The following is a 26,814-nucleotide window of genomic DNA, read 5'->3' as shown; positions in this document are numbered from 1 at the left end:
CTGCAGCGATGACCGGGATAGCCTTTGTCGGAACCGGCTTCGTTGCCGACTATTACATGACGACGCTTGCCAACCATCCGCAGTTGCGGCTCGTCGGCGTATGGGACCGCGATGAAGCCCGCCTGATGGAGTTTGCCGACTATTGGAAGGTCAACCGCTACGCGACGCTGGAAGAGGCGCTGGCTGATCCGGCGGTCACGATCGTCGTCAACCTGACGACGCCGGAAAGTCACTACACCGTAAATCGGGCATCACTTCTCGCCGGCAAGCATGTCTATTGCGAAAAGCCGCTGGCCATGGACGTCGATGAGGCGAGCGAACTGGTGGAACTGGCGCGCGAGCGGGCGCTGGTGCTAGGCGGCGCGCCGGCCAATGCGCTCAGCGAGGCGCACGCGCTTTGTGCCTCGCTGCTGGCGGCTGGTGCCATCGGCACGCCGCGCCTCGTCTACGCGGAAATGGAAGATGGCCCGGTGTTCAAGGCAAACTGGCGGGAATGGCGCAGCCGTTCCGGCGCCCGCTGGCCGGGCGTGCATGAGTTCGAAGTCGGCTGCACACTCGAGCACGCCGGCTACGCCGCAAGCTGGCTCGTTTCGCTCTTCGGCCCGGTTGCCGAGGTCAGCGCCGTTTCGGCCCTGACCTTTCCGGACAAGGGGCCGGGTACGGAACGGTTGCTGCTCGGTCCGGATTTCTCGGTCGGCTGCCTTTCCTTCCGCTCGGGCGTGACGGCGCGGGTGACCTGCGGGCTTGCGGCCCCGCGCGACCGATCGCTGACCATCATCGGCGACAAGGGCACCATCGTCGTGCGCGATCTCTGGGACAACCGCTCGCCCATTCATCTCGAGGCGTTCGGCGCGAAGCGCTCGCTGCAACACCGCATCCTCGACTGGGTCGAATGGAAGGTCGGTCGCAAGCTGCCTGTCCGGCTCTATGCCGGCAACAGGGTGCGCTATCCCGCCAAGGCCAGGACTGCAGCCTTGCCCGCCTATCCCTCGAAGATCGATTTTGTCGGCGGCATTGCAGCCCAGGCCGAGGCGATCACGCGTGGGGAGGCGCCGTTCTTTTCCGGAGCCACGGCACGTCACCTGACCGAAATCGTGCTTGCGCTCAACAACGGCCGCCAGGCCTACCGCCCACGCGATCTATGACGGAGGCAAAGCGCGGATCGTTTCGATGATTTCGATCGCCTGGACGCTGCGCGACGTCGGCATCAGGATGTGTTCGTGCCAGCCTTCCAGGATTGCAGCGCTTGCTGCCTCGATCTCGAATTGCAACCCGTTGCCCGGGAACGGCAGTTCGAAACGCTGAAGACCGGGCAGGGAGACGCGTCTGGCAACCCGCGTCAGCGTCTTCGCCCACAGGCCCCGTCCTCTGGGTGCGATGGCCTTGCGCACCAGGCCGTTGCTGGCGAGAAACAGCCGACTGGCCTTCAGAAACGGAGCGTCGATGACGAGCGTTCCGCGGTCTCCATCAATGACGAAGCGGTTGTCTCCGTCGCGGTCGAAGCCGCAGGAAAGATGTGCGTTGAAGCCGGTATAGGCGAGGCGCATTTCCGCCGAGAGATCGACGCCCGTCGGCGCGCTTTGCCAGCGGCCGTCGATCGTATGCGGGCGCCCGAACAGGTTCAGACACAGCGAAAGCGGATAGATGCCGAGGTCGAGCAGCGACCCACCGCCGAGCCTGGCGTCGAAAAAGCGGTCTGTGGGGTCGAACGGCTTTTCATAGGCGAGCTCCGCCGTCACATGCCGAATGCGCCCCAGCGCCTCACCATCGAGCAGTGCGCGTGCCTTGGTGATCGCCGGCAGGAAGCAGGTCCACAGGCCCTCCATGGCAAAGAGGCCCTTGGCTGCGGCCAGTGCCGATAGCGAACGCGCGTCGTCGAACGAGGTCGTCAGCGGCTTTTCGACCAGGACGGCCTTATCCGCCGAAAGAAAGACGATGGCGTGTTCCAGATGCACGGCGTTCGGCGAGGCAACATAGACCGCGTCGATTTCAGGATCGGCGGCAAAGGCATCGATGCTGGAATGGGGGGTGATGCCGCCGAAGCGTTCGGCGAAGGCATCGGCCTTCTCCTGGCTTCGGGAATAGACAGCGGCCAGCACGGCGTTGCCGGTAAACTGGATGTCGGACGCAAAGCTGTTTGCGATCACGCCGGTACCGGCGATGCCCCAACGGACCTTGTCCTTCATAAACCCGATGTCCCGGCTGTTTCGCTCGGGGCGCATCCTGACCCGGAAACCTCAAGGCCGCGTAAACAACGGCGGCAAGCCCCAAGCAACCTTCAGAACGGAGGTTGCTTGGGCAGCGGGGCGCTTCGGTCGGGCAATGGCCTTGCCCCGTCTGCCGATCTTCCAGAAAAGAATAAGCCCCGCGCGATTGCTCGTGTGGGGCTACTTCAGGGCATGATCCCTGTTGCGGACTGACAAGGTCAGGCCGAGCGGCGGACCAAGGTCTTTTCTTCCACGGCATTTGCGTCGACGCCGTAGATATCGGAGAGCGTACCCAAAATCCTCATGACGGCGTCGGACGAGCTGGAATAGTAGATCGTCTGAGCGTCACGGCGAGTGCTGACCAGATTCTGGGCTCGCAGTTTGGACAGGTGCTGGGAAAGAGCGGACTGGCTCAAGCCCACCTTATTGGCCAATGCGCCGACTGCCATCTCTTCCTTGACAAGGGAATCGAGGATGAGAAGGCGCTTAGGGTTTGCCATGGCCGAGAGGAAGCCGGCTGCTATCTCGGCTTCATCATGTTTTTCAGGCGAAAGTGGCTGCATTGCGTGCTCCATGCGAAAATTACATCACACGTAGTTATGGTTGACGAAGGACGATAATTAGTCGTGATGCATAAAAGGGCAACTACCTACTGCAAGAAATGGGGGTATCTGGCGAGCGATTAACCGTAAAGTTCGCGCAAAAGTGGCCGTAACTCCGAGCTGTCCCGCATTGGCGCAGGAAACTCGAGCCGCTTCAATTGGTCGCCATAGGCCAGATCCAGGCCGGCGGCGTCGATGCCGACGACCTTCCAGTCACCTTCCGGGGCGTTACAGAGCTTTTCAGCGTAAAACTTGACCGCTTCGGCGTGATCGGCGTTCATATGCTCGATGGCACCGGCTTCCATCGCTGCGAGTGATGCGGTGGCCGGTGATTCGATCACCAGATCCTCCGCAGTCAGCACGTAGGCGCGCCCGAAACCACCGTTAAGGCTCGCGCGTAACGGATTTAGACGGAAGAAACCGAAATCGGGGAAGTCGACATAGAGCTTCGATTTCGGGTGACGACGGACGAACCGCTCGCGGATGCGGGCGTGAGCGTCCGAATCGCGTTCAACCGCTTCGGCCTCGCACTGCACTGTGAGCCTTGGATGGGCGAGGGGATCGCCTTTGCCCGGTTCTCCCGTCAGCAGCGAGGCGCGCGTGTCGGCGAGCAGAGCCTTTGTGTGGGTCGACAATTTGGAAATCAGGATCAGCGGCACACCGTCGACATCCATGCCGACGAGGACGCGACTGACGAACGGGAAGCCGCCGCTCTCCGGTTCGATTGCTGCAAGCGAACCGCTGCGCGCACCGCGCAAGAGCGTATGCGCCAGCTTGCGCGCCTCGTCATCGGTTTCGCGCAATACGTTCGGCTTGTCGGTCATTCGTCTTCCTTCCTGAGCTTCCGTCCGGTTCCAGACGAAAAAGCCCGGAACAGGGTCCGGGCTTTTATTGGCTTCTTGTGCGCTTTCGTCAACTTTTGTTGCGGTGTCGCGTCAGGCCTTCAACGATGTTTTGCGCGTTGATCGTGCCGACCACGGAGCCATTGTCGACGACGCCGACGCTGCCCGGCTGGCGGGACATGGCGTCGAGGATATCGACGAGCGGTGTCGTCGGCTTGGCGGTTGCCGTCACGCCGGCAACCGTTGCTCCGCGTTGGACGCCGGTCTGCATCACGTCCTTGGCCGTCAGCATGGTGATCGGGTTCATGTGCTGAACGAAATCGGCGACATATTGGTTCGCCGGGTTTCTGACGATGTCTTGCGGCGTGCCGCACTGGATGATGCGACCGCCTTCCATGATGGCGATGCGGTTGCCGATGCGGAACGCCTCGTCGAGGTCATGACTGACAAAGACGATGGTCTTCTTCAGGCGACGTTGGAATTCGAGCAGTTCGTCCTGCAGCCGGGTTCGGATCAATGGGTCGAGGGCGGAGAACGGTTCGTCCATCAACAGGATCGGCGCGCCGGTCGCAAAGGCGCGGGCCAGGCCGACGCGCTGTTGCATGCCGCCCGAAAGCTCGTTGACCTTGCGGCCGGCCCACTTCGTCAGGTTGACGAGTTCGAGCTGCTCGCCGACGCGGGCCTTGCGTTCGGCGTCGGGCATGCCGGCAAGCTCCAGTCCGAAGCCGACATTGTCGGCAACGGTGCGCCAGGGCAACAGCGCGAACTGCTGGAACACCATCGACACGGTGTGCATGCGGAAATCGCGCAGCGACTTAGGCGTGGTTCGATAGGGATTGAGCGGTCCATTGGCGGTCTTGACCTCGACCTCGCCGCGCACGACGGGTGCCAGGCCATTGACGGCGCGAAGCAGCGTCGACTTTCCGGAGCCGGAGAGGCCCATCAAGACGAGGATCTCGCCCTCGTTGATCGACAGCGTTGCACCGGCGACGCCCAGCACCAGGCCGGTGGCCGCGCCGATCTCGTCGCGGGTCTTGCCCTGGTCGACCATCTGCAGCGCGGTCTGCGGATTGTTGCCGAAGATGATGTCGACATTCTTGAAAACGACGGCGTCGGTCATGCACCCTCTCCTTCGTCGGACGAGCGGAACAGGCGGTCGAGAATGATCGCGAGGATGACGATGCAGAGACCGGCCTCGAAACCCTTGGCGACGTTGACGGAGTTCAGCGCGCGAAGGACCGGGACGCCAAGGCCGTTGGCGCCGACGAGGGCGGCGATGACCACCATCGACAGCGAGAGCATGATCGTCTGGGTCAGACCCGCCATGATCTGCGGCATTGCGAAGGGCAACTCGACCTTGCGCAGCACCTGGCCGGGTGTTGCGCCGAAGGCCTGTGCCGCTTCCACCAGCGACGGCGGCGTGGAGATGATGCCGAGGCGGGTGAGGCGGATGGGGGCTGGAATGGCGAAGATCACCGTTGCGATCAGGCCCGGCACCATGCCGAGGCCGAAGAGAATGAGCGCGGGGATCAGATAGACGAAGGTGGGGATCGTCTGCATCAAGTCGAGGATCGGGCGCATGACGGAATAGACCCAGGCGCGGCGCGCAGCGGCAATGCCGAGCGGAACGCCGACGGCCATGCTGACGACGCTGGCAGCCAGCACCAGAGCCAGTGTCTCGGTCGTTTCCTTCCAGTAGCCCTGGTTGATGATCAGCAGCAATCCGAGGCCGGTGAACAGCGTGATGCCGAGCGAACGGCGGAACCACCAGGCAAGCCCGGTGATGACTGCCACCACGATCAGCGGATGCGGCGTCTGCAGAATATAGAGCAGAATGCCGACGACGCCGGACAGGAAGCGGGCAAGTTGGTCGAAGAACAGCTCGAAGTTCGTCGTCAGCCAGTCGACGAACGCCTTGGCCCAGCCGCCGATGGGAATGCGGTATTCGGTCAGAAATTCCACAGGGGTGAATCCGTCTCGTCAGATCAACAATATCGCGCGATGCGGTGAAAAAAGGCGGGGTCTTCCCCCGCCTTGTCGTCGCTCAGAGCCCGAGCGCGGTCTTGGCCGCCGGGAGGCCTTCGCCGCCATCCTTGGTGGTCACGCCGGCGAGCCACGGTTCGATCGCCGTCGGGTTGGCCTTCAGCCATTCCGTGGCGGCGGCATCCGGTTCCTTGCCGTCGTTGAGGATCTTGCCCATGATCTCGTTTTCCATCTGCAGCGAGAACTTGAGGTTCGTGAGCAGCTTGCCGACATTGGGGCATTCGGTGGTGTAGCCGGCACGAACGTTGGTGAAGATGGTGGCGCCGCCGAAATTCGGGCCGAAGATATCGTCACCGCCAGAGAGGTAGGTAAGCTTGAAGTTGGCGTTCATCGGATGCGGCTCCCAGCCGAGGAACACGATCGGAGCACCATCCTTTTCGGAGCGTGCGACCTGCGCCAGCATGCCCTGTTCGGAGGATTCGACCACTTCGAAGCCCTTGAGGCCGAAGGTGTCCTTGTCGACCATGTCGATGATCAGGCGGTTGCCGTCATTTCCCGGCTCGATGCCATAGATCTTGCCTTCGAGCGCGTCTTTCTGGGCGGCGATATCCTTGAAGTCCTTGATGCCGAGTTCGGCACCCTTGGCGTTGGTCGCCAGCGTGTATTTCGCGCCTTCGAGGTTCGGGCCGAAGGATTCGACCGACTTGTCGTCGAGATAGGGGCGAACGTCGTTTTCCTGGGTCGGCATCCAGTTGCCGAGGAAGACGTCGATGTCCTTGTTCTTCAACGAGGTGTAGGTGACCGGAACCGAGAGAACCTTGATATCCGTCTGATAGCCGAGGCCCTTGAGCACGGCGGAAACCGTGGCGGTGGTGGCTGTGATATCCGTCCATCCAACGTCGGAGAAACGGACGGTGCCACAGTTTTCAGGCTCGGCCGCCGCGGCGTTTCCAGCAACAAGGGCAGCCACCGAAACGGCGCCAGCGAGCATGAATTTGAGAGAGAGTGCTTTGTTCATCGTTGTCGTTCCCCTGCCTCTATTATTGTTTTAGCCAAACACATTGGGGTTTTAGCCAAACACCATTGGATAGCGAATTCAAGCGCTTTGATGTCGAAGGAAGTGTATTGCGTCAATACGCGGACGGGATGCACGCTGCGACGCAGAATGTCGCAATGCCCACGAAATGGTCAAGTCGGGCGAAAAACTGTGGGTCGCGCAAACAGGCTCTGGCCTTCGGGGCCAAGCCTCGTCATGTACCGGCGAGACGATTCCGGAAACGGTAGGATATGGCCAAACTCTATTTCAGCTATGCCACGATGAATGCGGGCAAGAGCACGTTGCTGCTGCAGGCATCCTACAACTATCAGGAACGCGGCATGCGCGTCGTCATGCTGATCGCGGCATTCGACGACCGGGCGGGCACCGGACGCATCTCGTCGCGCATCGGTCTCGATGCGGACGCCATCCCCTTCCATGGCGGCGACGATCTCTACGCGTTGATTGAAAAGCTCAACACCGACGGCATGGGCAAGATTGCCTGCGTCTTCGTCGATGAAGCCCAGTTCCTGGACGAAGAGCAGGTCTGGCAGCTGGCGCGGGTCGCCGACCGGATCGGTATCCCCGTCATGGCCTACGGGTTGCGCACCGATTTCCAGGGCAAACTCTTTCCGGGCTCGATGGCGCTTCTGGCCATTGCCGACGAACTGCGCGAAGTGCGCACGATCTGCGACTGCGGCCGCAAGGCGACGATGGTCGTCCGTCTCGATGGGCACGGCAACGTCGTTCGCGAGGGCGCCCAGGTCGAGGTCGGCGGCAACGAGAAATATGTCTCCTATTGCCGGCGCCACTGGGAAGACAAGATGCGTTGCGACCCCGCCTGACGCCTGAAACCGGATTCGTTTCGCGGCCGCCTGTCTGGCGTTTGGAGTGTTGCGGCATTCCTTGGGCGCACTTGGCTGCGGTGCGGCTGCATGGCGCCTTGAAAGCTGCGCAGTCGGGGTGTCATGCTGATCCGGTTTCTCCTCGATGAGGTTCGCAATGCTGCGTCTGCTTCCGTCTCTTTTCATCTGCCTCTGTCTCGGGGCGACGCCCGGCCATGCCGGCGGCGACGCCAAGGCGGGGGCTGCCGTTTTCCGCAAATGCGGGGCCTGCCACACGGCTACCGAACCCAACAATCGTGTTGGGCCGAGCCTTATGGGCGTCATCGGCCGTCCGGCCGCGTCTGTCGCCGACTACAGCTATTCGGAAGCCATGAAAGCTTTCGGTTCACAGGGGCATGTCTGGGACGAGGCGACGCTGAGCGAGTACCTGCTCAGCCCGAAGGCGATGGTGGGCGGCACAAAGATGAGCTTTGTTGGCCTTAAGAAGCCTCAGGATATTGCCGACGTCATTGCCTATCTCAGGGATCCGGCGGCCGCCAGGTAGGCAATGCCTTCGATATCTCAAGCACTTCGGCGGGACGGTTGACCAAAAAAGCCGGCCGGCTAGACTTGTTCTCTTTCGATAAACACCCTTTATATAACTGCAATCGAAGGCTGAATAATTTGGCCCGGATGGCATTTGTTGCCTCGATCGATCCAGGGGGATGATATGGCTTCGCTTCAGAATTTTGACGCGGAAATCGAGAAGACGAAAAGCGTTGTCGAGCAGATGCGCGGCAAGCTCGAACAATCAGGCGTCGTGCTGGAGCAATTTGCCAAGTCGGAGACCAAGCTCGGCGACGTCAATTTCGATATCGAGAACGCCCGCATTCAGGACGTGATCAACCAGCAGAAGGTGATGGAGGCCAACATCGCCGACCTGATCATCGGGCTGGAAGATGCGACGAACATCTTCGGTACCGAGTTCGAGAGCATGAAGAACTATACCGGCTACGAGAAGTTCATCGGCATCTTCTCCAAACAGAAGATGCAGCGTTTGCGCACCGACCGGGTGCGCAACATGTCGCTTGCCGGCAACCTGCAGGAGTTGCTGTCGAAGTCCGACACCATTGTCGGCATCCTCAAGGACCAGAAGTCGATCCTCGACCAGCGCTACAAGACCTCCGAGCAGAGCCTGATCCAGGTGATCGAGCGCCGCAAGGGCACCATGTCCAATCTGGAAACGGTGCAGAAGCGCATCGAGGAATTGAACCCGCTGCTGCTCGACATCGAGAATCGCATTGCCGCATCGACCGAACAGAAGGTGCGCACCGAGCTTGAAGGCGAGCGCTCGGCACTGGCGACGGAATACAACGAGAAGCAGGCCAAGGAGCAGGAGCTTCTGGCCGAAAGCCAGACGCTTGAGCGCTACACCTCGATGTTCCAGACCTTCGTCGATTCGCTCAACAACCAGATCGCGGCGCAGAACACGCTCATCAACAAGCTGACGATCGATACCGAGCAACGCATCGTGCTCTACAAGGCGCTGGAAGATTCGTTGAAGACTGCGGCACAGCAGGATGTCGCCCACAAGATCAACACGCTCGGAAGCCAGGTCGACACGGCCGCTGAAGAGACGATGGCCGGCATCGGTGCTGCCGCCCAGCGCCATATCGGCGATCTCCTGGAAATGCATGAGAAGAACATGCTGTCGACGCAGGACATCCAGCGCCGCAAGAAGCTGGCCGACGACGCCTTTGCCCGGCGCTTCCAGGCGGTCATGGACAAGCACAACACTGCCAACTACGTGAAGCAGTGATCGGCGCTGGCACATGGGCATGCGAATGAAACGGTTCGACTTTGCCTTGCGCTACACGCAAGGGGGAACGGCATGAAAATTGCTGCATCCCCCGCCGTTGCGCAATATTTTGCCTCGATCCATTCGGCGCTGGCCGGGCTTGAGCTGTTTCTTGGTGACCGCAATTCACCGCTCTATCGCAACACCGTGGTCGGCGAGGTGATCGTTCCCTATCTCGCCAGGCTCAAGGCCTCGATCGCCTGCTGGGAAAACCGCATCGGCTTCGTCGACCAGTTCAGGATTTCCCGGGCCGAGAGTGGCTTTCCGGTTTTCCAGAACGTGCTCGAACTCGAAAACGACCGCCAGACGGCGGCCAAGCGGCTTGCGGACATTCCGTCGGCTGATGCGCTGCGCGAGGAGATGGCCGATTTCATCCTGCGGCAGAAGGCGTTTCCCGAGGCGCTGCAAGCGCGCATGGCGGAGCGCCTCTATCTCGAGCAGATCGGCAAGGGCGAGATCTTTTCACCCTTCATCCTGCCGGAAACGATCCGCGTCGCCGTCAACCCGAAGACGATGCGGCCCTATTACGTGGTGAGCTGGGGCGCCTTCGACGGAACCCAGACCCTGCCAATGGTCTATATGGCGACGATCGAGGATTCCTCCGAGAAGATCGTCGAGATGCTCGTCACCGAAGACGGCAAGCTCAATCCGCAGGTCGAGATCCCGCTGCCGGTCGGCGGCCTGCTCAATCCGGAGCTTGCCAGCCGCTTCGATGATTTCGCCTCGAAGAACAGCACCTATTCGCTGACGCCGGTGACGATCGCCACCAACATGGACAAGGATTTTCCCGAGCTGCACCCCAAGCAGTTGCGGCGCATCGTGCTTGGCCCGTTCTATTCGGCCGGGATCACCGAGAACAATGCCAAGATTAACGAGATCCTGTCCAAGGTGCGCAAGCCGGAAAATGCCTGGCTGCTGACCTGGACCGTGCAGGAGGTGTTTTCCAAGGCCGAGCGCGCCGCCAAGCGCGGCTTCTGGTCGACGACGCCGGCGCAGGAAGAGTTCCACATCGACACCGACAATCTGGAGGCGACGCGCATGGGCGTCTCGTCCTACGAGAAACACGCGCTGGTGCCGCACGATGCCTACCAGGCGCTTTATGCCGCGGGCGAAGCGGAGCAGGTCTTCGGCGACTACAAGGTGCATGTCATCTCCGGTAACCAGGTCGTGAGCGAGGTTTAAACATGACACTCAATGCCGGGCTGACGACGCTGCACGAAGACGAGATCGCCAGGCACCAGGCAGTCGCGCAAGGGTTGGTGACCAAACTGGTGATCCTCGAGCGCGACGAGGGCCCGGCCGGCGCGCCGCTCGCCGGGACCGGACGGCGGTTCGTCTCGACGGTATCGACCGGTGGCCAACGCCGCACCCGTGAGGTCGAGCTTGCGCGCACTGTCCAGGCGGTGCGCCAGGGCGACCCGATGCTGTCGCCGGCGCAGCATGCCGTGCTCTACAGGACCCGCCGCGGCATCCAGGTGGCGCTCGCCGTTGCCGACGTCTTCTCGCGCCAGACGAGCCTCGAGCAGTTGCAGGCCCGCAACTTGACCGCGCCGCTTGCCGGAGAGGACGCCAACCAGTTCAAGGCGCTGCTGAACGCCTCTGCCTATATCTCGGCCTTCACCCTTGCCGCCTATCTCGGCGCGACCCTCTCGGGAGAAGGCGAGCCGGTCGACGATGCGGTCGAGCCGGACTTCCTGTTCGACACGCCGCAGGACGCCTTGAAGGCGATGATCGCCGCACTCGACCGCAGCATTGCAGGGGCGGCCGACGATCTGGCGCTGACGGCGCGTGCACGCGCCTTTTCACGCGTCGCCATCGAAGGGCTGATTGCGCGCAAGGGCCGCTTCACCGGGTTACAGAGTTTCGAGACCGTGCATATCCGTCTCGACCAGGACGATTTCACGCTCAACGGTTTCGACGTCGCGCCCGGCCAGAAGCGCAAGCCGCTGGTAATGACGTTCAAGAAGCCGGAAGAGATCATCGGCAACCATATCGCCAAGTATCAGGCGCTGAAGCTCGCCAAGATGCTGATGGCCTATGACTTCGACCGGCAGATGAACCCCTTCGTCGAACTCGGCGGCTTCCTCTTCACCTTCATCGGCGACGGCATGCCCGGCACCGGCAAGACGATCCTGATCCAGATGCTCGCCGGCATGCTCAACGAATATTGCGAGATTGCCGGCTACGCCTTCCACTACGAAAACTTCGGCGTCGACCAGATCTCGTCCTATCAAGGCAAATCAGGCCAGAACTGCAAGGAATTCGTCAACAACGTCATCAACCCGCGCGCCATCGGCTTCGGCACCATCGACGACGTCGACCAGGTGGCGGCCAAACGCTCCGACGACCGGGCATCGGCCGGCCAGCATGAGGTGACGGCGGTGCTGATGGAGAGCTTTGCCGGCGCCTCGACGGTGGTGCGCGGCAACTGCACCTTCGGCATGTTCTCCAACTACCCTGAGAATGTCGACGATGCGCTGAGGCAGCGCGCCGGCGCCCGCTGGCTGGTCGATGGGCCGCAGACGGAAGACGACTACATCGACATCTTCGCGCTGCTGGTCGGCAAGAACCACAAGATCCCGCTTGGCGAACACGCGCTGTTCGAAGGACAGGAGATCAAACGCGCCGTGTCGCAATCCTACGAGGCGCATTCGCGACCGCAGGAAGAGGGCCTCGTTTCCGTCTGGGAGCGATACCAGAAGGAGAAGGGGGCGCTCGCCACGCTTGCCGACGTCGGCGCCTATCTGCACATGATCAAGGAAGCGGAACCGCGCTTCACCGGCCGGGCGATCAAGAACATTACCGATGCGATCAAGCTCAGGGCGATGGATGTCGAATTGCCCGACGAATGGTTCAAGGACGCCGGCTCGTTCATGCACAAGGGCTATGACGAGAAGAAAGCGATGATCGAGGCGCTGCGCGGCCCGATCTCCATCGACATGGTGCTGCAGGAAATCAACCGCTACGCCGACAGCGAATTCCGCTACACCGACAAGTCCGACGATGCCGCCGTCACCGACATCATCCGCCGCGAGCGCCAGCGCGAAAAGGCGATCCGCGAGATCGAGGCGATGAAGCGCGACGGCCGGTGGCAGGGGTGATGGCGGGGAGCACTGACCGATGAAACGTCTGCTCGAAGCCGAGCTCATCTATGGACGGCTGCTCGATATTTCCGAGCCGCATCTGATTGCGCGCTACAACAAGGCGCTGCAGGGCTTTGGCCTGCGTCCCACAGCCTTGGAGCGCTTCAGCATCGACATGACCGGATTTTCGCCGGAGATTGCCGACGAGCTCGGTGACCGCGACTATCTCGACCCGAACCGGGTGAACCGCCGCTTTATCATCATGACGCCGGATCAGGCGGAGCTGCCGGTGGTGCATACGAGCTTTTCCAACACGGCGGCGTTGATGCACGAGTTCTTCAACGCCAACAGTCGCGCCATCAACGCGGTGACGATCAAGGATGCGCTCTACGGCGAGATCGAGGATTCGGTTTCGATCGTCGACGATATCGACGACCTCTTGTCGATCAATGAGGTTCGCTTCCGGGTGCTCTCAGCTGAGGACATGCTGGGCAAGGCGGCAGAACTGCGCGGTCTGGTCGACCGCCTGAAGAAGGTGCCCACCGCCTGGACGGACGACGAGATGCTTAACCGCATGGTCGAGCTGGCGAAGGTGACGGGTGACATCCGCCAGAATGCGCTGGTGCCCGATCAACTGGTTTTCCGCCACGACGCCTTCTGGGCAAACCATTTCGGCGGCGTCTATGTCTTCCTCGACGACAAGACGACGACGGTTATCTGCGACCCATCGGTTCCCGGCTTTCGCCGATCGCGGCCCTGGCAGGTGAGCTACATCGCCATCGACGATCACGCCCGCATTTACGATTTCCTCGCCTCGACCAAGCGGCTGCAACTGCCGCAGGCGTCCTGGGTCGAGGAATCAGGGCTCTACCAGCATCGGGCCGACATGGTGGTGCGCGGGCTCATCAACGACGCCGACCCGACGGCGGATCTGGCCGGCGCCGACCGGATCTGGCTGCAGACCTGGATGCACCGCAATGCCGCACTCGTTGCCCGGGACGGCGCCTATCCTTTCCTGCAGGAAATGCTGCGCACCGTGCAAACGACCGGCGGCATCCGGATGCAGGATGTCGCTCCGGCCAACCGCTTCATGCTGGTGAGGGCATCGCCCAGCCATCCCGATCAGTGGCTGGTCAATCGCCTGATCGCCCAGCTCGTTCCTCGCGATTTCGTCTCCCGCTTCGTCTTCGACAAGCAGGGGTTTTATGACGCCTACGAGCGTTACAGCGAAAAGTTCAGGGAATATGTTGTGGCGACACTGACCGGGACATATCTCAAAGACAAGGCGGCCTTCCGCCGCAAGCTTTACGGCCTCAGAGAGGAATAGGACATGTTTGATCCGATCGTCGCGTTTTTCCAGCGTGTCTTTACCGCGATCGGCCGCGGCATCGGCCTGGCCGTTGCGTGGCTGCTGTGGCCGTTCGTGGCACTTGGTAACTGGTATCGCCAGCGCAGCTGGATCATCAAGGGACCGATCGGCATCATCCTGCTCGGCCTGATCTTCTTCTATGGCTACTTCGTCTGGCAGACCCAGGCCTGGACGAACTTCAACCCTGACTACATCGACCGTTACAAGCTCGCCGAGCGCAAGGTGCCGGCCGGTTCGCCTGTGAGCGGACCGGGGGCGACGACAGGGCAGACGACGACAGGCGCAGCTGCAGCCAACCAGGCGGCAGTCGCCACGCCGCCGGCCGAAGTGACGCCCGAGGCGCTCGCCGCCGTGCAGCTGCCGGCCGGAACCCAGTGCCAGACCTCGGCGATCGTCGATGTCACGGCCGACCTCATCGATTTCAACGTCAACGAGAATGCCTGGATCTCGTCGATGCTGCTCTACAAGACCGGCTTCTTCGGCCTCGACTGGGACGATACGCCCTGGCTCGACAACAAGGCATCGTTCCAGCGCGGCATCAACCAGGCGGTCCGCCGCACCTCGGTGGAGCTCGTCGATTCGCTCGGGCGCGTTCGCGGCACCTCCGGCATCAACAACGACCTGCAGCGCGCGCGGGGCAACATCCAGTTCGACGAGGAGACTTGGTACTTCGGTCTCAATCCGTTCGGCCCGAAGACGCCGACACCGAGCTTCTATCGCGCCGCCATGAAGGACATGCGCGCCTTCAACGCTTCGCTTGCCAAGTGCGACGCCGTCTTCGACGGCCGCGCCGATAACCTGGTCGAATTCCTCGACCGCATCGCCAACGACCTCGGCAACACCTCGGCGATCATTCGCGAGCGCTCGGAAAACCACAATGGCGGCTGGTTCGACACGCGCGCCGACGACCGCTTCTGGTTCGCCTACGGCCAGCTCTATGGCTATTACGGCATCCTTTCGGCTGCCGGTGCCGACTTCGAGAACGTGGTTGCCCAGCGCGGCCTGACGCCGATCTGGACGGAAACGATCAAGCAGCTGCGCTCGGCGCTTCGCATCCAGCCGCTGATCATCTCCAACGGCGAGGAGGCCGGCTGGATCATGCCGACGCATCTGGCGACCATGGGCTTCTATATCCTGCGGGTGCGCTCCAACATCGTCGAAATGCGCGACATTCTTGCACGCTGAATTTTATGCCTGAAGGCGGCGGCTCCGACCGGAGCCGCTGGAAACAAGCTTCATCCCATGAAGGGGTGCGGCAAAAGAAAAAATGCAGCTTGGGGGGAGGGGAAAACCCATGGCGGAGGTCAAGTCCGATATCGAAATCGCGCGTGCCGCGAAGAAGAAGCCGATCCTCGAGGTCGGCGCAAAGCTCGGCATTCCGCCGGAGCATCTGCTGCCCTACGGGCATGACAAGGCGAAAATCAGCGCCGATTTCATTGCAGCCCAGAAGGACCGCAAGAACGGCCACCTGATCCTGGTGACGGCAATCAACCCGACGCCCGCCGGCGAAGGCAAGACGACGACGACCGTCGGTCTCGGCGACGGGCTCAACCGCATCGGCAAGAGGGCGGTCGTCTGTATCCGCGAGGCGTCGCTCGGCCCCTGCTTTGGTGTCAAGGGCGGGGCGGCCGGTGGCGGCTATGCCCAGGTGGTGCCGATGGAGGACATGAACCTTCATTTCACCGGCGATTTCCACGCCATCACCTCCGCCCATAACCTGCTTGCGGCGCTGCTCGACAACCACATCTACTGGGGCAATGAGCAGAACATCGACATCAGGCGCATCACTTGGCGACGGGTGATGGACATGAACGACCGGGCGCTGCGCAGCATCGTCGGTTCGCTCGGCGGCGTCGCCAACGGCTACCCGCGCGAGACCGGCTTCGACATCACCGTCGCCTCCGAGGTCATGGCGATCCTCTGCCTCTCGACGGATCTGAAGGATCTGGAAAAGCGCCTGGGGAATATCATCATTGGTTACCGGCGCGACAAGAGCCCGGTCTTTGCCCGCGACATCAAGGCGGATGGCGCAATGACGGTGCTCTTGAAGGATGCGATGCAGCCGAACCTGGTGCAGACGCTGGAGAACAACCCGGCCTTCGTGCATGGCGGCCCGTTCGCCAACATCGCCCATGGCTGCAACTCGGTGATCGCGACCACGACGGCGCTCAAGCTTGCGGATTACGTGGTGACCGAAGCCGGTTTCGGCGCCGATCTCGGGGCGGAAAAATTCTTCGACATCAAGTGCCGCAAGGCGGGGCTCAAGCCCGATGCCGCTGTCATCGTCGCCACTGTGCGCGCGATCAAGATGAATGGTGGGGTCAAGAAGGACGATCTCGGCAAGGAAAACCTGGAGGCGCTGCGCAAGGGTTGCGCCAATCTTGGCCGCCACGTGCAGAACGTGAAAAAATTCGGCGTGCCGGCGATCGTGGCGATCAATCATTTCACCTCCGACACCGAGGCCGAGGTGCAGGCAATCAAGGATTATGTCGCAACGCTCGGTGCCGAGGCCGTGCTCTGCCGCCACTGGGCCGAAGGCTCAGCCGGCATCGAGGAACTGGCACGCAAGGTGGCCGAGCTTGCCGAGGGCGGCCACTCGCAGTTTTCGCCGCTCTATCCCGACGAGATGTCGCTGTTCCACAAGATCGAGACGATCGCCAAGGACATCTACCATGCCAGCGAAGTGATCGCCGACAAGTCGGTGCGTGACCAATTGCGCACCTGGGAGGACCAGGGTTATGGCCACCTGCCGATCTGCATGGCCAAGACGCAATATTCGTTCTCGACCGACCCCAACCTGCGCGGCGCGCCGACCGGACACGCGGTTCCTATCCGCGAAGTCCGGCTTGCTGCAGGAGCGGGTTTCGTCGTCGTCATCACCGGCGAGATCATGACCATGCCCGGCCTGCCGAAGGTGCCGTCGTCGGAGAAGATTTATCTCAACCAACAGGGCTACATCGAAGGGCTGTTCTAGAGCGTTTCCGATTTAGACGGAAACACAGAAACGCTCTATGTCTCTGTTTTTACGCAATTCCTGACGGAAAACCGCTCCGCACTTTTCCTGGAAATGCTTTAGCCGATCGCAAGGATCGACAACGCCTCAAAACGAAATCGATTTGAGGCGTTGTCGACTGACGTTACAGCTCCGCACCTTCCATTTCATGCACAGCCTCAGCTGAGGCTGATGAAGTCTGCCTTGCCGACCGGAACACCCTTGTGGCGCAGGATGTCGTAGGCCGTGGTCAGATGGAAATAGAAGTTCGGCAGAACGAACTTCAGCAGATAGTCCTCGCCGGAGAGCGTCATCTTCAGCTTGGTGAAGTTGAGTGTGACCTCGCGGGTCTCGCTGCCGTCGAGGTCGGCCGGCCGGACCGTTTCGAGGAACGCCACCGACTTGCCGATGCGCTCGCGCAGATCCGCAAACGTCTTCTCCTCGTCAGGAAAGCTCGGCACTTGGAGATCGGTCAGCCGGGCGATGGTGCCCTTCGACGTGTCGCTGGCGCGCTGGACCTGGCCGGAGAACGGCAGCATGTCGGCGGTGAGCCGGGCGTTGACGAGATCGTCGAGCGAAAGGCCCGTTTCGCCGGCATGGGCCTCGGCCTTGTCGAGCAATTTGCCGAGGACAGCGAAGCCATGGACGAAAGTGGGAACGGAGAGCCGGTACATTGTGAGTGCCATGGTGGTTCCTCGGGTGTTGGGGGATTGCGATTTGCCTGGACTGCTATCTGGGAAAGGAAACCGGATCCGACAAGGCGCCGGCGTTGCCTTTGTTGGCCTGGGTGTGCTGCGGAATGTTCATGAGAGGGCGCCAAACGTTCAGACTATTGTGGAGGGCGGCGTCGCCGTGCTCATCTCTTCAGGTGACCTGCCATCCAAGACGTCCTCAGCCGAATGGAAAAGCCGCCCATGACCCCGCTCAACCTCGAAGCCTATCTTCACGCCCATATTCCGCTGTCCGCGGCGATGCAGGTTCATGTCGACGAGGTAACGGACGAGCACGTGCGGCTCTCGGCACCGCTGGCCCCGAACATCAATCATCGCGAAACGGTGTTCGGCGGTAGTGCCTCGGCGCTGTCGATCCTGTCCGCATGGTCGCTGCTGCATGTGCGGCTGACCCGCGCCGGCGTTCCGGCACGCCTGGTGATCCAGAGCAACCGCATGGAGTATCTGAAGCCGGTGGCCGGTCCATTTGCGGCTTGCGCGACCCTTGCAGACATCGGGCAATGGCCGGATTTCCTGCGCATGTTTCATCGTCGGGGCAAGGCACGCATCGTCGTTGCTGCTGAATTGCTCGATGGTGACGAGCTTGCGGGGCGTTTCGAGGGCGAGTTCGTCGCCCTCGGACACGGAAAGAGTTAGCGGCAGTAGCGGTATTCGTTCCTGCGGTCGATCACGTCGAGATGCAGGTGCGTTTCGTGCGCTGCGTCGCTGCCGGGATCGAGCACGGTCTTGAAATAGAGGCAGGCCGATGCGGTGATCGCCCGCTGAAAGGCGCCGGTCATGGTGCCGTCCTCGTCGCGCGGCTGGATCTCGATGATCTTGCCGTCGCTTAAGGTGAAGGACGCGATGTCGACGGCGTTGCCGTGCGCATGCTCCGAAATCTTGCCGGTCTTGGCATTGTTGCGCAGGCGGCAGATATAGGTGGAGGCCTGGTTCAGCGTCTTGACCGTCGTGCCCTTGGCAAAGGCCACGTCAGACGCCGGCTGCACCGCTTCCTTGGTCCAGCGCGCCAGCGCCAGTGCCGCCTCGCAGCGCATCAGCCCTTTCGGCGCCAGCGTGACGTCGGGCAGCACGCTGGTGACATCGAGCGGTTTGTCGATGCCGCAGCCCTTGCCATCGTCGACCCGCTTGGCCTCGGTGAAGACCGCGCCCAGTGCCTTCAGCTCCGACAGGCATTTGGCATAGTCGGCCGGATTTTCGTTTTCGACCGGCGGGTAGGTGACCGGTGGTGCTTCCACTTTGTCGTCCGCAGGTTTGCCCTCCTCTTTTTCGTCTCCGGCAGTATCGCCCTTCTTTTCATCACCTCCCTTGTCGTCAGCCTTCTCGGTGTCCGTGCCTTCTGACGGCTTCGGCTCAGGTGTCGGCGTTTGGCTGTCCTGCTCTTCTTCTGGCGCCGGTTGGTTCTTGTTTGCCTCACCATCCTTTGCCGGCGTTCCGGGCTTTTTTCCAGGCGCCGGAATGGGCGCGTCGGCCTGCGCTTCGGTCGGCGGTTTTTCGGAAGGAAGAGGTCCGGATTTAGGAAGGCTCGCGCCAGTGAGGAGCAATGTCGACAGGAAAATCAGAGGGATATGGCAACGCATGCGTATCCTTTCACGGGGTCCGGAGCGGTAGCCCAAGAGGGGGAGGAACGCATGGGAGGCGATCTGGTTTCATCGGCCTTGCCCAAAGAGCGTTGCAGTTCGGCAACGCCCCGAATTGGGACGATCCCATAAATTGTGGGGGAAGCGTTTCTATGTTGACAACAATAGTCATGTTTTTTATGCGGCATAAATGAGGCGACGCAATGTCGCAACGCTTTCGACCCCACGCCCAGCCAGCCCCTTGAGTTCGCCGCTCAACAGCAAGCCCGGCCCATGATTTCAAAGGATTGGTCCATGCTTAACCGGCACCGTCGCCTGGCACTTCTGGCTTGCACGACTACACTTGCTCTTTCCGCTGCAACGGCTGCCTTCGCGCAGACCGCGACAACAGAACAGAAGGCAAACGAGCAGAAGGCTGAAGCTGCCAAGAAGGGTGAAACCTTCCTGTCGCCGATCGTCGCCAAGGGCGCACGCACCAGTGACCCCTATGCGAAGGCCGGCCCGGTCAGCGTGGTGACGACCGACCAGATCGACCTTCAGTCCGGGCTTGAAACCGACGACCTCTTGCGCGGCGTTCCTGGCACATCGACGGCGAACAACCCGCAGAACCCGGGCGTGGCCGTCAACATCCGTGGCTTCGAAGGTTCCGGCCGCGTCAACATGATGATCGACGGCGTGCGCCAGAATTTCCGCTTCACCGGCCATGAAGCGCAGGGCTTTGCCTATTTCGATCCGGCGTTCCTGTCTGAGATCGACGTGACCCGTGGCGCGGTCAACGGTGTCGGCGGTGGTGCGCTGGCCGGTTCGGTCAACTTCAGGACCTATGACGTCGAAGATCTGATCCAGGACGGCAAGAACTATGGCGGCATCGCCTCGGCCACCTACGGCACCAACGGTGCCGGCTGGTCGGAATCGCTGATCGGCGCCTATCGCTTCAACGACGTATTCTCGGTATTGGGCGGCATCAGCAAGGCCGATCCGGGCAACTACGACAATGGCAACGGCGTTAAGGTTCCCTACACCGAGGAGGACCTGCTGTCGGGCATGCTGAAGTTCGAAGTGACGCCGGACAAGGATCATACCTTCAAGTTCAGCGGCATCACCTATGACAACGACTTCTTCGCCAACTCCTACTTCCAGAACGTGAACAACCAGACGCTGGCGGCAAGCTATTCCTACACGCCGGACAACGAGCTCATCGACTTCCGCGCCAATGCCTACTGGAACCGGCTGAAGATGAAGTACGACGCCGATGTGAACGGTGCCGGTACTGCCGCAGGTCGCCGCATCACCGATACCGGCAAGGGCTTCGACGTCTCCAACACCTCGCTGTTCGATCTCGGCGAAGTGGCGGTCCGGGCCAATTACGGCGTCGAGTATTTCCGCGACGACTACGACGTCATCAACAGCACGGCGCGGCCGGGCGCTGGCGTCAACGGCAGCGGCACCAATGCCACGACGGGCGTCTTCAGCAATACGACCTTCACCTACGGCATCGTCGACCTGACGGCCGGCCTGCGGTGGGACCACTACAGCCTCGACGGTTCGGGCGCTGTCGTTGCCGGCAACCCGATCGGTCTTCCGGCTGGCCCCTACACGGTTGACAAGTCCGACGGCCGCCTCAACCCGAGCATCACGCTTGCTCTCAACCCGACCGACTGGTTCCAGCCCTACGTGACCTACGCCGAGACCTCGCGCTCGCCGACCGTCAACGAAACCTTTGCCGGCGGCACGCATCCGGGTCCGAGCGGCCAGTCCTTCTTCCCCAATCCGTTCCTGGAGCCTGAAACCTCCAAGGGGTGGGAAGTCGGCGCCAATTTCTCCTTCGACGGCTTGCTCGATTCCAGCGACAGCCTGCGGGTGAAGGCCAACTACTTCCACAACAGGATCGACAACTACATCACTGCAGTCCTGCTCAATGGCGGCCGTCAGATCTTCTTCGCCAACAACCCGGGCACCTCGACGGTTCAGGGCTTCGAACTGCAGGCGGCCTATGATGCAGGCTTCGTGTTCGGCGACCTTGCCTATACCTACACCGACAGCAAGCTGCCGTCGCAGGTCAACGGGTTCGGCGTGCAGAGCTATCTGCCGGACAACATTGTCAGCGCGACGCTCGGCGCCCGCTTCCTCGAAGATCAACGCCTGACTGTCGGAACGCGCTTCTACGCCGTATCGAGCGCCGACGTCGGCGCGATCAACCGCACACCGCCGACCGTTCCGGGTTACGGCCTGGTCGATATGTTCGCGAACTACAAGTTCGAGAATGGCTTCGAGGTGACGGGAACGGTGACGAACCTGTTCGACAAGACCTATACCCCATCGTCGAGCACCATTGCCGGCAGCACGATCGACACCGGTCGCGGCCGCACCTTCCTGGTCACTGCCAAGGCCAAGTTCTAAGCGATACCAGACGAACTCCAGTCGAAAAGGCGGTCCTTGTGGCCGCCTTTTCTTTTGCCTCTACGGTGCCGCTTTTTCCCGCTTGCGCAAGGGCGCAACCCGCGCTAACACTTTCGCCATGACAAATGCACGCAACATTTCGATCTGGTGGTGGGCTCGCTGAGGCGGCCTTGACCAGTCATGCGTGATTGAGACACCAAGCCGCCCGGAGATTTCGAGGCGGCTTTTTTGTATTCTGGCCGCATGGGAAAACCGGGCTTTTACGGAGCGAGACGAATGGCAACGGCAATTCTCGAAGACGGCGCGGAAAGCTATACCACCAGGGGCGGCATCGTCGTCACCCGCAGGCGGCGCGAGGCCTCCTATGCGGATGCGATCTCCAGCTATGTAGACAGGCTGGATGAGCGCCGCGGCGCGGTGTTTTCGTCCAACTACGAATACCCCGGCCGCTACACCCGCTGGGACACCGCCGTCGTCGATCCGCCGCTCGGCATCTCCTCCTTCGGTCGCGCGCTCTGGATCGAAGCCTATAACGGCCGTGGCGAAGTGCTGCTGTCGATCATCGCAGAACATCTGAAAACCGTTGCCGACATCACGCTCGTCTCTTCGACGGCAACCCGTCTCGACCTGACGATCAACGTGCCCGACCGTGTCTTCACCGAGGAAGAACGCTCGAAGATGCCGACGGTCTTTACCGTACTGCGCGCCGTCACCAACCTCTTCCATTCGGCAGAGGATGCAAACCTCGGGCTCTATGGCGCCTTCGGTTACGACCTTGCCTTCCAGTTCGACGCGATCGACCTGAAGCTGAAGCGTCCTGACGACCAGCGTGACATGGTGCTGTTCCTGCCGGACGAAATCCTGGTCGTCGACCACTATGCCGCCAAGGCCTGGATCGACCGCTACGATTTTGCCAAGGACGGCGCTTCGACCGAGGGCAAGACGGAAGAGATCGCCAGCGAACCCTTCCAGACCGTCGACAGCATTCCGCCGCATGGCGACCATCGCCCTGGCGAATATGCCGAACTCGTCGTCAAGGCGAAGGAGAGCTTTCGTCGCGGTGACCTCTTCGAGGTCGTGCCCGGCCAGAAGTTCTTCGAGCGCTGCGACAGCAAGCCGTCGGAGATTTCCAACCGTCTGAAGGCGATCAACCCGTCGCCCTATTCTTTCTTCATCAATCTCGGAAACCAGGAATATCTGGTCGGCGCCTCGCCGGAGATGTTCGTGCGCGTGTCCGGCCGCCGCATCGAGACCTGCCCGATCTCGGGCACGATCAAGCGCGGCGACGACCCGATCGCCGACAGCGAGCAGATCCTGAAGCTCCTGAACTCCAAGAAGGACGAATCCGAGCTGACCATGTGCTCGGACGTCGACCGCAACGACAAGAGCCGTGTGTGCGTGCCCGGTTCGGTCAAGGTCATCGGCCGCCGCCAGATCGAGATGTATTCGCGTCTGATCCACACGGTCGACCACATCGAGGGCCGCCTGCGCGACGACATGGACGCCTTCGACGGTTTCCTCAGCCATGCCTGGGCCGTAACGGTCACCGGCGCACCGAAGCTGTGGGCGATGCGCTTCATCGAGAGCCACGAGAAGAGCCCGCGCGCATGGTATGGTGGCGCGATCGGCATGGTCGGCTTCAACGGCGACATGAACACTGGCCTGACGCTGCGCACCATCCGCATCAAGGACGGCATTGCCGAGGTGAGGGCGGGAGCAACGCTGCTCTACGATTCAAACCCGGAAGAAGAAGAAGCCGAAACCGAACTGAAGGCCTCTGCCATGATCGCAGCCATCCGTGACGCGAAATCCGCCAACGCCGGCAAGGCTGGCCGCGATGTCGCGGCCGTCGGTGCTGGTGTCAACATCCTGCTCGTCGACCACGAGGACAGCTTCGTGCACACGTTGGCGAACTATTTCCGCCAGACGGGTGCCACGGTCACGACCGTGCGCACGCCGGTTGCCGAAGAGATCTTCGACCGGGTGAAGCCGGATCTCGTCGTGCTTTCGCCCGGTCCCGGCAATCCGAAAGACTTCGATTGCAAGGCGACGATCAAGAAGGCGCGCGCCCGCGACCTGCCGATCTTCGGCGTCTGCCTCGGCCTGCAGGCGCTTGCCGAAGCCTATGGCGGCGACCTCCGGCAACTGGCGATCCCAATGCACGGCAAGCCCTCACGCATCCGCGTGCTCGAGCCCGGTATCGTCTTCTCCGGCCTCGGCAAGGAGGTGACCGTCGGTCGCTACCACTCGATCTTTGCCGATCCGTCGAGCCTGCCGCGTGATTTCATGATCACTGCTGAAAGCGAAGACGGCACGATCATGGGCATCGAGCATACCAAGGAGCCGGTTGCGGCGGTGCAGTTCCACCCGGAATCGATCATGACGCTCGGCGGCGATGCCGGCATGCGCATGATCGAAAACGTGGTGGCGCACCTCGCCAAGCGGGCAAAGGTCAAAGCCGCCTAAGGAAACCATCGTCACACAATCAAGCGCCGCCTCCTTGACCGGGGGGCGGCGCTTTGCGTTGTCGAACTTGCCCACTTTCTCAAAGAGCGCTCGGCGCACCGGGAGTTTCACAGCGATCGGCAAACAGCCGTTCGCTGAGGAAATCGACGAAGACGCGGACTTTCGGTGACAGATGCCGGTTCGATGGCCAGAGAAGATGGAACTGGCCGGGCGCATCGAGATGGGCATCGAGCACGGTTTTGAGCGTGCCGTCGGCAAGCGGCCCGCGCGCCAGAAAATCCGGCATGCAGCCGATGCCAAGGCCGCTGACCACGGCGCCCCGCAGGGCTTCCATGTTGTTGCATGTCAGCACCGTCTGCATCGGTGGCAGGAGGGCCTGTGCCGGCAAGACGATAGGCCAGTCCTGCAGCTTGCGACTGTTGGGAAAGCGGAACCGGATCGCCCGGTGACCGTCGAGATCCCGCGGGCATTCAGGAGTGCCGCGGTCGGCGAGGTAGGAAGGCGCGGCGCAAAGCAGCAGCCGGAATGGCCTGAGGGCCCGCGACATCAGCCGGGAGTCGGGCAGGTCGCCGCTGCGAATGGCGACATCGACCTCCTCGTCGATCAGGTCGACGATGCGATCATTGAAGTCGAGGTCGAGTTCGACCTCGGGGTAGCGCTCGACAAACGCAGGTAGCACCGGCAACAGCAGATGATAGCTGACGATCGGAACGCTGACGCGCAGGCGGCCGCGCGGGGCAGCGACAGCCTGTGCGAGCGATGCCTCGGCATCGTCGAGATCGTCAAGCACGCGGCGGCAGCGCTCATGAAACAGCCGGCCTTCCTCGGTCAGTCGCAGGCTGCGCGTCGAGCGTTGAAAAAGACGGACGCCCAATTGTTTTTCGAGGCCCGTCACCGCCTTGCCTACGGCCGAAGCGGAAAGCCCAAGCACGCGTCCTGCAGCAACGAAACTTCCGAGATCGGCGGTTCGCACAAAGGCCGTCAGTCCGCTCAGGCGATCCATGGCTTTTCCTATTCGAGCGTTTTGTTCCGCCATACGAGGAGGAAAGGCGGTATTTTCCGAATACTGTGTCCAATTTATCCTGCTCAAGTCAATCGATAGTCACTGACACGGACCATATGGCCGGCCACTTTGCGTGCGCCGCGAGGTCCTTCCTTTGCTCGAACACAGCGGACTGACAGATATGAGAGAAGAGATTGGATGTGAGGGCGGGGCGGGACGTTTGTTCGTGCTTGTCGCCGTTTGCTGTGCCGCGGCGGCGATGCCGCTGACCTTCACCGGACCGGCCGTGGCGCTGCCCGCGATCAGCCGGAGCCTAGGCGGAAGCCCGCTGGCGCTCAACTGGGTCACCAACGCCTTCATGCTGACCTTCGGCAGCACCTTGATGGCCGCCGGCGCGCTTGCCGACACCTACGGCCGCAAGCGCATGTTTCTTGGCGGGCTTGCAGCCTTCGGGCTGTTCTCGTTCGGCCTGGCCTTTGCCGGAGACATCGTCTGGTTTGATAGTCTCAGAGCGCTGCAGGGTCTCGGCGCCGCAGCCGCCTTTTCCGGCGGCATGGCATCGCTGGCGCAGGAATTTGAAGAGGGCGAGCGGCTGCGGGCGTTCAGTATCGTCGGTGCGAGCTTCGGCGTGGGCCTCGCCTTCGGCCCGATTGCTTCCGGTCTCGTGGTCGAGGCATTCGGTTGGCCGGCAATCTTTCTGCTCGTCGTTGCGCTTGCTGGCTTCGCCCTTGTGCTCGGGGCCATCTTCTTGAAGGAAACACGCGATCCGAATGCCAGAGGGCTCGATTGGAAGGGGGCGGTGACATTCACACTCGCGCTGGCATTCCTGACTTTCGGCATCCTGCAGATGCCTGAGGCCGGCTGGAGCGATCCGTTTGTCCTGGCAATGCTGGCAGCTGCTGCCGCCTTCTTCTTCATCTTCTACCGGATCGAGCGCTCCGTAGCGCGGCCGATGCTGGACCTTTCGCTGTTCAGATATCCTCGTTTTGTCGGCGTACAATTGCTGGCAGCGGCACCTGCCTATGCTTTCGTCGTGCTGCTCATTCTGCTGCCGGTGCGTTTCATCGGCATCGAAGGCATGAGTGAAATCGAAGGCGGGTGGATGATGATTGCGTTGTCGGCGCCGCTTCTCGTCCTGCCGATCGCCGCGGGCCTGTTGACACGCTGGTTCGCGCCGGCGGCCATCTGCGGGGCCGGATTGCTGGTGTCGGCGGCCGGTCTTGCCTGGCTCGGCCAGTTTCCAGTGAGGACCGAACCGGCGCTGCTTGTCGCACCCTTGCTCACCATCGGCATCGGCATCAGCCTGCCCTGGGGCTTGATGGATGGCCTTGCCGTCAGCGTGGTGCCGAAGGAGCGCGCGGGCATGGCGACAGGCATCTTCAGCACCACCCGCGTTGCCGGCGAAGGCGTCGCGCTTGCGGTGGTGACGGCGCTTCTCTCTGCCTTTGCGCAGATGAGCCTGGGTTCGGTTGCGGGCATGCACGCTGCCGATATCGCCCAGAGGCTCGTCACCGGCAACCTGGCTGCGGCCGGCAGCGTTGTGCCGTCGATCGAGCCGGGTGTCCTGCTTCAGGCCTATGGCGATGCGTTCGGCGCGCTGCTCTGGCTGTTGACGGCCATTACCGCGGCCACAGCGGTGATCGTCTTCCTCTATCTCGGCAAGGGCGCAGACGTGGTGGAAACTGCAGCCGAAGACCCTGATCTGTTGCCGAGCACAGCCATGGACCCTTAGAAGGTGCGGATGGTCCGATCAAACCTTTGACAAGCCGCCACTGATGGCACATATGTCTGCCATTGACCGCCTGCGCGAAATTCGCGCGGGCGGTTTTGCGTTTCAATGG

At 61.8% G+C, this 26,814-nt stretch carries 23 protein-coding genes; 14 read left to right on the top strand and 9 right to left on the bottom strand.

Annotation, left to right across the window (positions count from 1 at the left end; all coding sequences use genetic code 11):
- Window positions 1–8 precede the first annotated feature (8 nt).
- Window positions 9–1,145, top strand: coding sequence for a Gfo/Idh/MocA family protein (locus tag AC1Q80_RS13050; RefSeq protein WP_492360663.1), 1,137 nt, complete (start codon window positions 9–11; stop codon window positions 1,143–1,145).
- On the opposite strand, the gene AC1Q80_RS13045 is transcribed toward AC1Q80_RS13050, so the two are convergent.
- The 6 genes from AC1Q80_RS13045 to AC1Q80_RS13020 form a co-directional block, all read right to left on the bottom strand.
- Window positions 1,140–2,186, bottom strand: a complete 1,047-nt coding sequence (locus tag AC1Q80_RS13045; RefSeq protein ID WP_492360662.1) for a Gfo/Idh/MocA family protein — start codon at window positions 2,184–2,186, stop codon at window positions 1,140–1,142. The genes AC1Q80_RS13050 and AC1Q80_RS13045 overlap by 6 nt on opposite strands.
- A gap of 239 nt (window positions 2,187–2,425) precedes the next feature.
- On the bottom strand, window positions 2,426–2,770 hold the full coding sequence (locus AC1Q80_RS13040; RefSeq protein WP_173420857.1) for an ArsR/SmtB family transcription factor: 345 nt from the start codon (window positions 2,768–2,770) through the stop codon (window positions 2,426–2,428).
- Window positions 2,771–2,889: 119 nt separating this feature from the next.
- Window positions 2,890–3,633: a HugZ family pyridoxamine 5'-phosphate oxidase gene (locus AC1Q80_RS13035; RefSeq protein WP_173420856.1), complete on the bottom strand. Its 744-nt coding sequence runs from the start codon at window positions 3,631–3,633 to the stop codon at window positions 2,890–2,892.
- 88 nt (window positions 3,634–3,721) lie between these two features.
- Window positions 3,722–4,771: a choline ABC transporter ATP-binding protein gene (choV, locus tag AC1Q80_RS13030; RefSeq protein WP_173420855.1), complete on the bottom strand. Its 1,050-nt coding sequence runs from the start codon at window positions 4,769–4,771 to the stop codon at window positions 3,722–3,724.
- Window positions 4,768–5,613: a choline ABC transporter permease subunit gene (choW, locus tag AC1Q80_RS13025; RefSeq protein ID WP_173420854.1), complete on the bottom strand. Its 846-nt coding sequence runs from the start codon at window positions 5,611–5,613 to the stop codon at window positions 4,768–4,770. The genes choV and choW overlap by 4 nt, the downstream gene beginning before the upstream one ends.
- Before the next feature lie 82 nt (window positions 5,614–5,695).
- A complete protein-coding gene (locus AC1Q80_RS13020) occupies window positions 5,696–6,652 on the bottom strand; it encodes a choline ABC transporter substrate-binding protein (RefSeq protein ID WP_209790989.1) in 957 nt (318 codons plus the stop codon).
- A 269-nt stretch (window positions 6,653–6,921) separates the two neighbouring features.
- Between AC1Q80_RS13020 and AC1Q80_RS13015 the strand changes: the two genes are divergently transcribed.
- The 8 genes from AC1Q80_RS13015 (at window position 6,922) to AC1Q80_RS12980 (ending at window position 16,778) form a co-directional block, all read left to right on the top strand.
- Entirely contained in the window at window positions 6,922–7,515 is a 594-nt protein-coding gene (locus AC1Q80_RS13015) for a thymidine kinase (protein ID WP_209790988.1), read from the top strand.
- Window positions 7,516–7,660: 145 nt separating this feature from the next.
- Window positions 7,661–8,059 (top strand): c-type cytochrome, encoded by a 399-nt coding sequence (locus tag AC1Q80_RS13010; protein ID WP_209790987.1) that lies wholly within the window; start codon window positions 7,661–7,663, stop codon window positions 8,057–8,059.
- 165 nt (window positions 8,060–8,224) lie between these two features.
- On the top strand, window positions 8,225–9,313 hold the full coding sequence (locus AC1Q80_RS13005; RefSeq protein WP_492360661.1) for a hypothetical protein: 1,089 nt from the start codon (window positions 8,225–8,227) through the stop codon (window positions 9,311–9,313).
- A gap of 72 nt (window positions 9,314–9,385) precedes the next feature.
- Window positions 9,386–10,534 (top strand): hypothetical protein, encoded by a 1,149-nt coding sequence (locus AC1Q80_RS13000; RefSeq protein WP_173420849.1) that lies wholly within the window; start codon window positions 9,386–9,388, stop codon window positions 10,532–10,534.
- A 2-nt stretch (window positions 10,535–10,536) separates the two neighbouring features.
- Window positions 10,537–12,453 carry an AAA family ATPase gene (locus AC1Q80_RS12995; RefSeq protein WP_492360660.1) on the top strand — a complete coding sequence of 639 codons (1,917 nt, stop codon included), beginning with the start codon at window positions 10,537–10,539 and terminating at the stop codon, window positions 12,451–12,453.
- A 19-nt stretch (window positions 12,454–12,472) separates the two neighbouring features.
- Window positions 12,473–13,762 carry a DUF6638 family protein gene (locus tag AC1Q80_RS12990; protein ID WP_209790983.1) on the top strand — a complete coding sequence of 430 codons (1,290 nt, stop codon included), beginning with the start codon at window positions 12,473–12,475 and terminating at the stop codon, window positions 13,760–13,762.
- Window positions 13,763–13,765: 3 nt separating this feature from the next.
- The gene (locus tag AC1Q80_RS12985) at window positions 13,766–14,989 is read left to right on the top strand and encodes a DUF2333 family protein (RefSeq protein ID WP_173420846.1); all 1,224 of its coding nucleotides are present in this window, start codon (window positions 13,766–13,768) and stop codon (window positions 14,987–14,989) included.
- A gap of 109 nt (window positions 14,990–15,098) precedes the next feature.
- Window positions 15,099–16,778 (top strand): formate--tetrahydrofolate ligase, encoded by a 1,680-nt coding sequence (locus tag AC1Q80_RS12980; RefSeq protein WP_173420845.1) that lies wholly within the window; start codon window positions 15,099–15,101, stop codon window positions 16,776–16,778.
- A 197-nt stretch (window positions 16,779–16,975) separates the two neighbouring features.
- Here the strand turns inward: AC1Q80_RS12980 and AC1Q80_RS12975 are convergent, their stop codons facing one another.
- On the bottom strand, window positions 16,976–17,482 hold the full coding sequence (locus AC1Q80_RS12975; protein WP_173420844.1) for a DUF1993 domain-containing protein: 507 nt from the start codon (window positions 17,480–17,482) through the stop codon (window positions 16,976–16,978).
- 228 nt (window positions 17,483–17,710) lie between these two features.
- Between AC1Q80_RS12975 and AC1Q80_RS12970 the strand changes: the two genes are divergently transcribed.
- On the top strand, window positions 17,711–18,163 hold the full coding sequence (locus AC1Q80_RS12970; RefSeq protein ID WP_173420843.1) for a thioesterase domain-containing protein: 453 nt from the start codon (window positions 17,711–17,713) through the stop codon (window positions 18,161–18,163).
- On the opposite strand, the gene AC1Q80_RS12965 is transcribed toward AC1Q80_RS12970, so the two are convergent.
- Window positions 18,160–19,104, bottom strand: a complete 945-nt coding sequence (locus AC1Q80_RS12965) for an extensin-like domain-containing protein (RefSeq protein WP_492360659.1) — start codon at window positions 19,102–19,104, stop codon at window positions 18,160–18,162. The genes AC1Q80_RS12970 and AC1Q80_RS12965 overlap by 4 nt on opposite strands.
- A 294-nt stretch (window positions 19,105–19,398) precedes the next feature.
- On the opposite strand from AC1Q80_RS12965, the gene AC1Q80_RS12960 reads away from it, so the two are divergent.
- From AC1Q80_RS12960 to AC1Q80_RS12950, 3 genes are all read left to right on the top strand, one after another.
- On the top strand, window positions 19,399–21,504 hold the full coding sequence (locus tag AC1Q80_RS12960; RefSeq protein WP_492360658.1) for a TonB-dependent receptor domain-containing protein: 2,106 nt from the start codon (window positions 19,399–19,401) through the stop codon (window positions 21,502–21,504).
- Window positions 21,505–21,622: 118 nt separating this feature from the next.
- Complete coding sequence (gene trpLE, locus AC1Q80_RS12955) at window positions 21,623–21,667, top strand: trpE operon leader peptide TrpLE (protein ID WP_178385073.1); 45 nt, start codon at window positions 21,623–21,625, stop codon at window positions 21,665–21,667.
- Between the two features lie 113 nt (window positions 21,668–21,780).
- Window positions 21,781–23,970 (top strand): anthranilate synthase, encoded by a 2,190-nt coding sequence (locus tag AC1Q80_RS12950; RefSeq protein WP_173420840.1) that lies wholly within the window; start codon window positions 21,781–21,783, stop codon window positions 23,968–23,970.
- A gap of 79 nt (window positions 23,971–24,049) precedes the next feature.
- Here AC1Q80_RS12950 and AC1Q80_RS12945 read toward each other — a convergent pair whose 3' ends face one another.
- Window positions 24,050–24,973: a LysR family transcriptional regulator gene (locus AC1Q80_RS12945; protein WP_492360657.1), complete on the bottom strand. Its 924-nt coding sequence runs from the start codon at window positions 24,971–24,973 to the stop codon at window positions 24,050–24,052.
- A 181-nt stretch (window positions 24,974–25,154) separates the two neighbouring features.
- Here AC1Q80_RS12945 and AC1Q80_RS12940 point away from each other — a divergent pair, with 181 nt between their 5' ends.
- On the top strand, window positions 25,155–26,705 hold the full coding sequence (locus tag AC1Q80_RS12940) for an MFS transporter (RefSeq protein ID WP_492360656.1): 1,551 nt from the start codon (window positions 25,155–25,157) through the stop codon (window positions 26,703–26,705).
- The last annotated feature ends 109 nt before the right edge of the window (window positions 26,706–26,814 follow it).

The organism is Ensifer sp. GW823-FHT05D09 (assembly GCF_058795755.1).
This window is presented reverse-complemented; position numbering and strand designations above follow the sequence as displayed.

Coding starts and splice junctions, on each gene's coding strand:
- AC1Q80_RS12995 (WP_492360660.1), top strand. CDS start 10,537: ATGACACTCAATGCCGGGCTGACGACGCTGCACGAAGACGAGATCGCC.
- AC1Q80_RS12950 (WP_173420840.1), top strand. CDS start 21,781: ATGGCAACGGCAATTCTCGAAGACGGCGCGGAAAGCTATACCACCAGG.
- AC1Q80_RS13010 (WP_209790987.1), top strand. CDS start 7,661: ATGAGGTTCGCAATGCTGCGTCTGCTTCCGTCTCTTTTCATCTGCCTC.
- AC1Q80_RS13000 (WP_173420849.1), top strand. CDS start 9,386: ATGAAAATTGCTGCATCCCCCGCCGTTGCGCAATATTTTGCCTCGATC.
- AC1Q80_RS12970 (WP_173420843.1), top strand. CDS start 17,711: ATGACCCCGCTCAACCTCGAAGCCTATCTTCACGCCCATATTCCGCTG.
- AC1Q80_RS12940 (WP_492360656.1), top strand. CDS start 25,155: ATGAGAGAAGAGATTGGATGTGAGGGCGGGGCGGGACGTTTGTTCGTG.
- AC1Q80_RS13005 (WP_492360661.1), top strand. CDS start 8,225: ATGGCTTCGCTTCAGAATTTTGACGCGGAAATCGAGAAGACGAAAAGC.
- AC1Q80_RS13040 (WP_173420857.1), bottom strand. CDS start 2,770: ATGCAGCCACTTTCGCCTGAAAAACATGATGAAGCCGAGATAGCAGCC.
- AC1Q80_RS13035 (WP_173420856.1), bottom strand. CDS start 3,633: ATGACCGACAAGCCGAACGTATTGCGCGAAACCGATGACGAGGCGCGC.
- AC1Q80_RS12960 (WP_492360658.1), top strand. CDS start 19,399: ATGCTTAACCGGCACCGTCGCCTGGCACTTCTGGCTTGCACGACTACA.
- AC1Q80_RS12990 (WP_209790983.1), top strand. CDS start 12,473: ATGAAACGTCTGCTCGAAGCCGAGCTCATCTATGGACGGCTGCTCGAT.
- AC1Q80_RS12985 (WP_173420846.1), top strand. CDS start 13,766: ATGTTTGATCCGATCGTCGCGTTTTTCCAGCGTGTCTTTACCGCGATC.
- AC1Q80_RS12975 (WP_173420844.1), bottom strand. CDS start 17,482: ATGGCACTCACAATGTACCGGCTCTCCGTTCCCACTTTCGTCCATGGC.
- AC1Q80_RS13045 (WP_492360662.1), bottom strand. CDS start 2,186: ATGAAGGACAAGGTCCGTTGGGGCATCGCCGGTACCGGCGTGATCGCA.
- AC1Q80_RS13015 (WP_209790988.1), top strand. CDS start 6,922: ATGGCCAAACTCTATTTCAGCTATGCCACGATGAATGCGGGCAAGAGC.
- AC1Q80_RS12945 (WP_492360657.1), bottom strand. CDS start 24,973: ATGGATCGCCTGAGCGGACTGACGGCCTTTGTGCGAACCGCCGATCTC.
- AC1Q80_RS12980 (WP_173420845.1), top strand. CDS start 15,099: ATGGCGGAGGTCAAGTCCGATATCGAAATCGCGCGTGCCGCGAAGAAG.
- AC1Q80_RS13050 (WP_492360663.1), top strand. CDS start 9: ATGACCGGGATAGCCTTTGTCGGAACCGGCTTCGTTGCCGACTATTAC.
- AC1Q80_RS12965 (WP_492360659.1), bottom strand. CDS start 19,104: ATGCGTTGCCATATCCCTCTGATTTTCCTGTCGACATTGCTCCTCACT.
- choV (WP_173420855.1), bottom strand. CDS start 4,771: ATGACCGACGCCGTCGTTTTCAAGAATGTCGACATCATCTTCGGCAAC.
- AC1Q80_RS13020 (WP_209790989.1), bottom strand. CDS start 6,652: ATGAACAAAGCACTCTCTCTCAAATTCATGCTCGCTGGCGCCGTTTCG.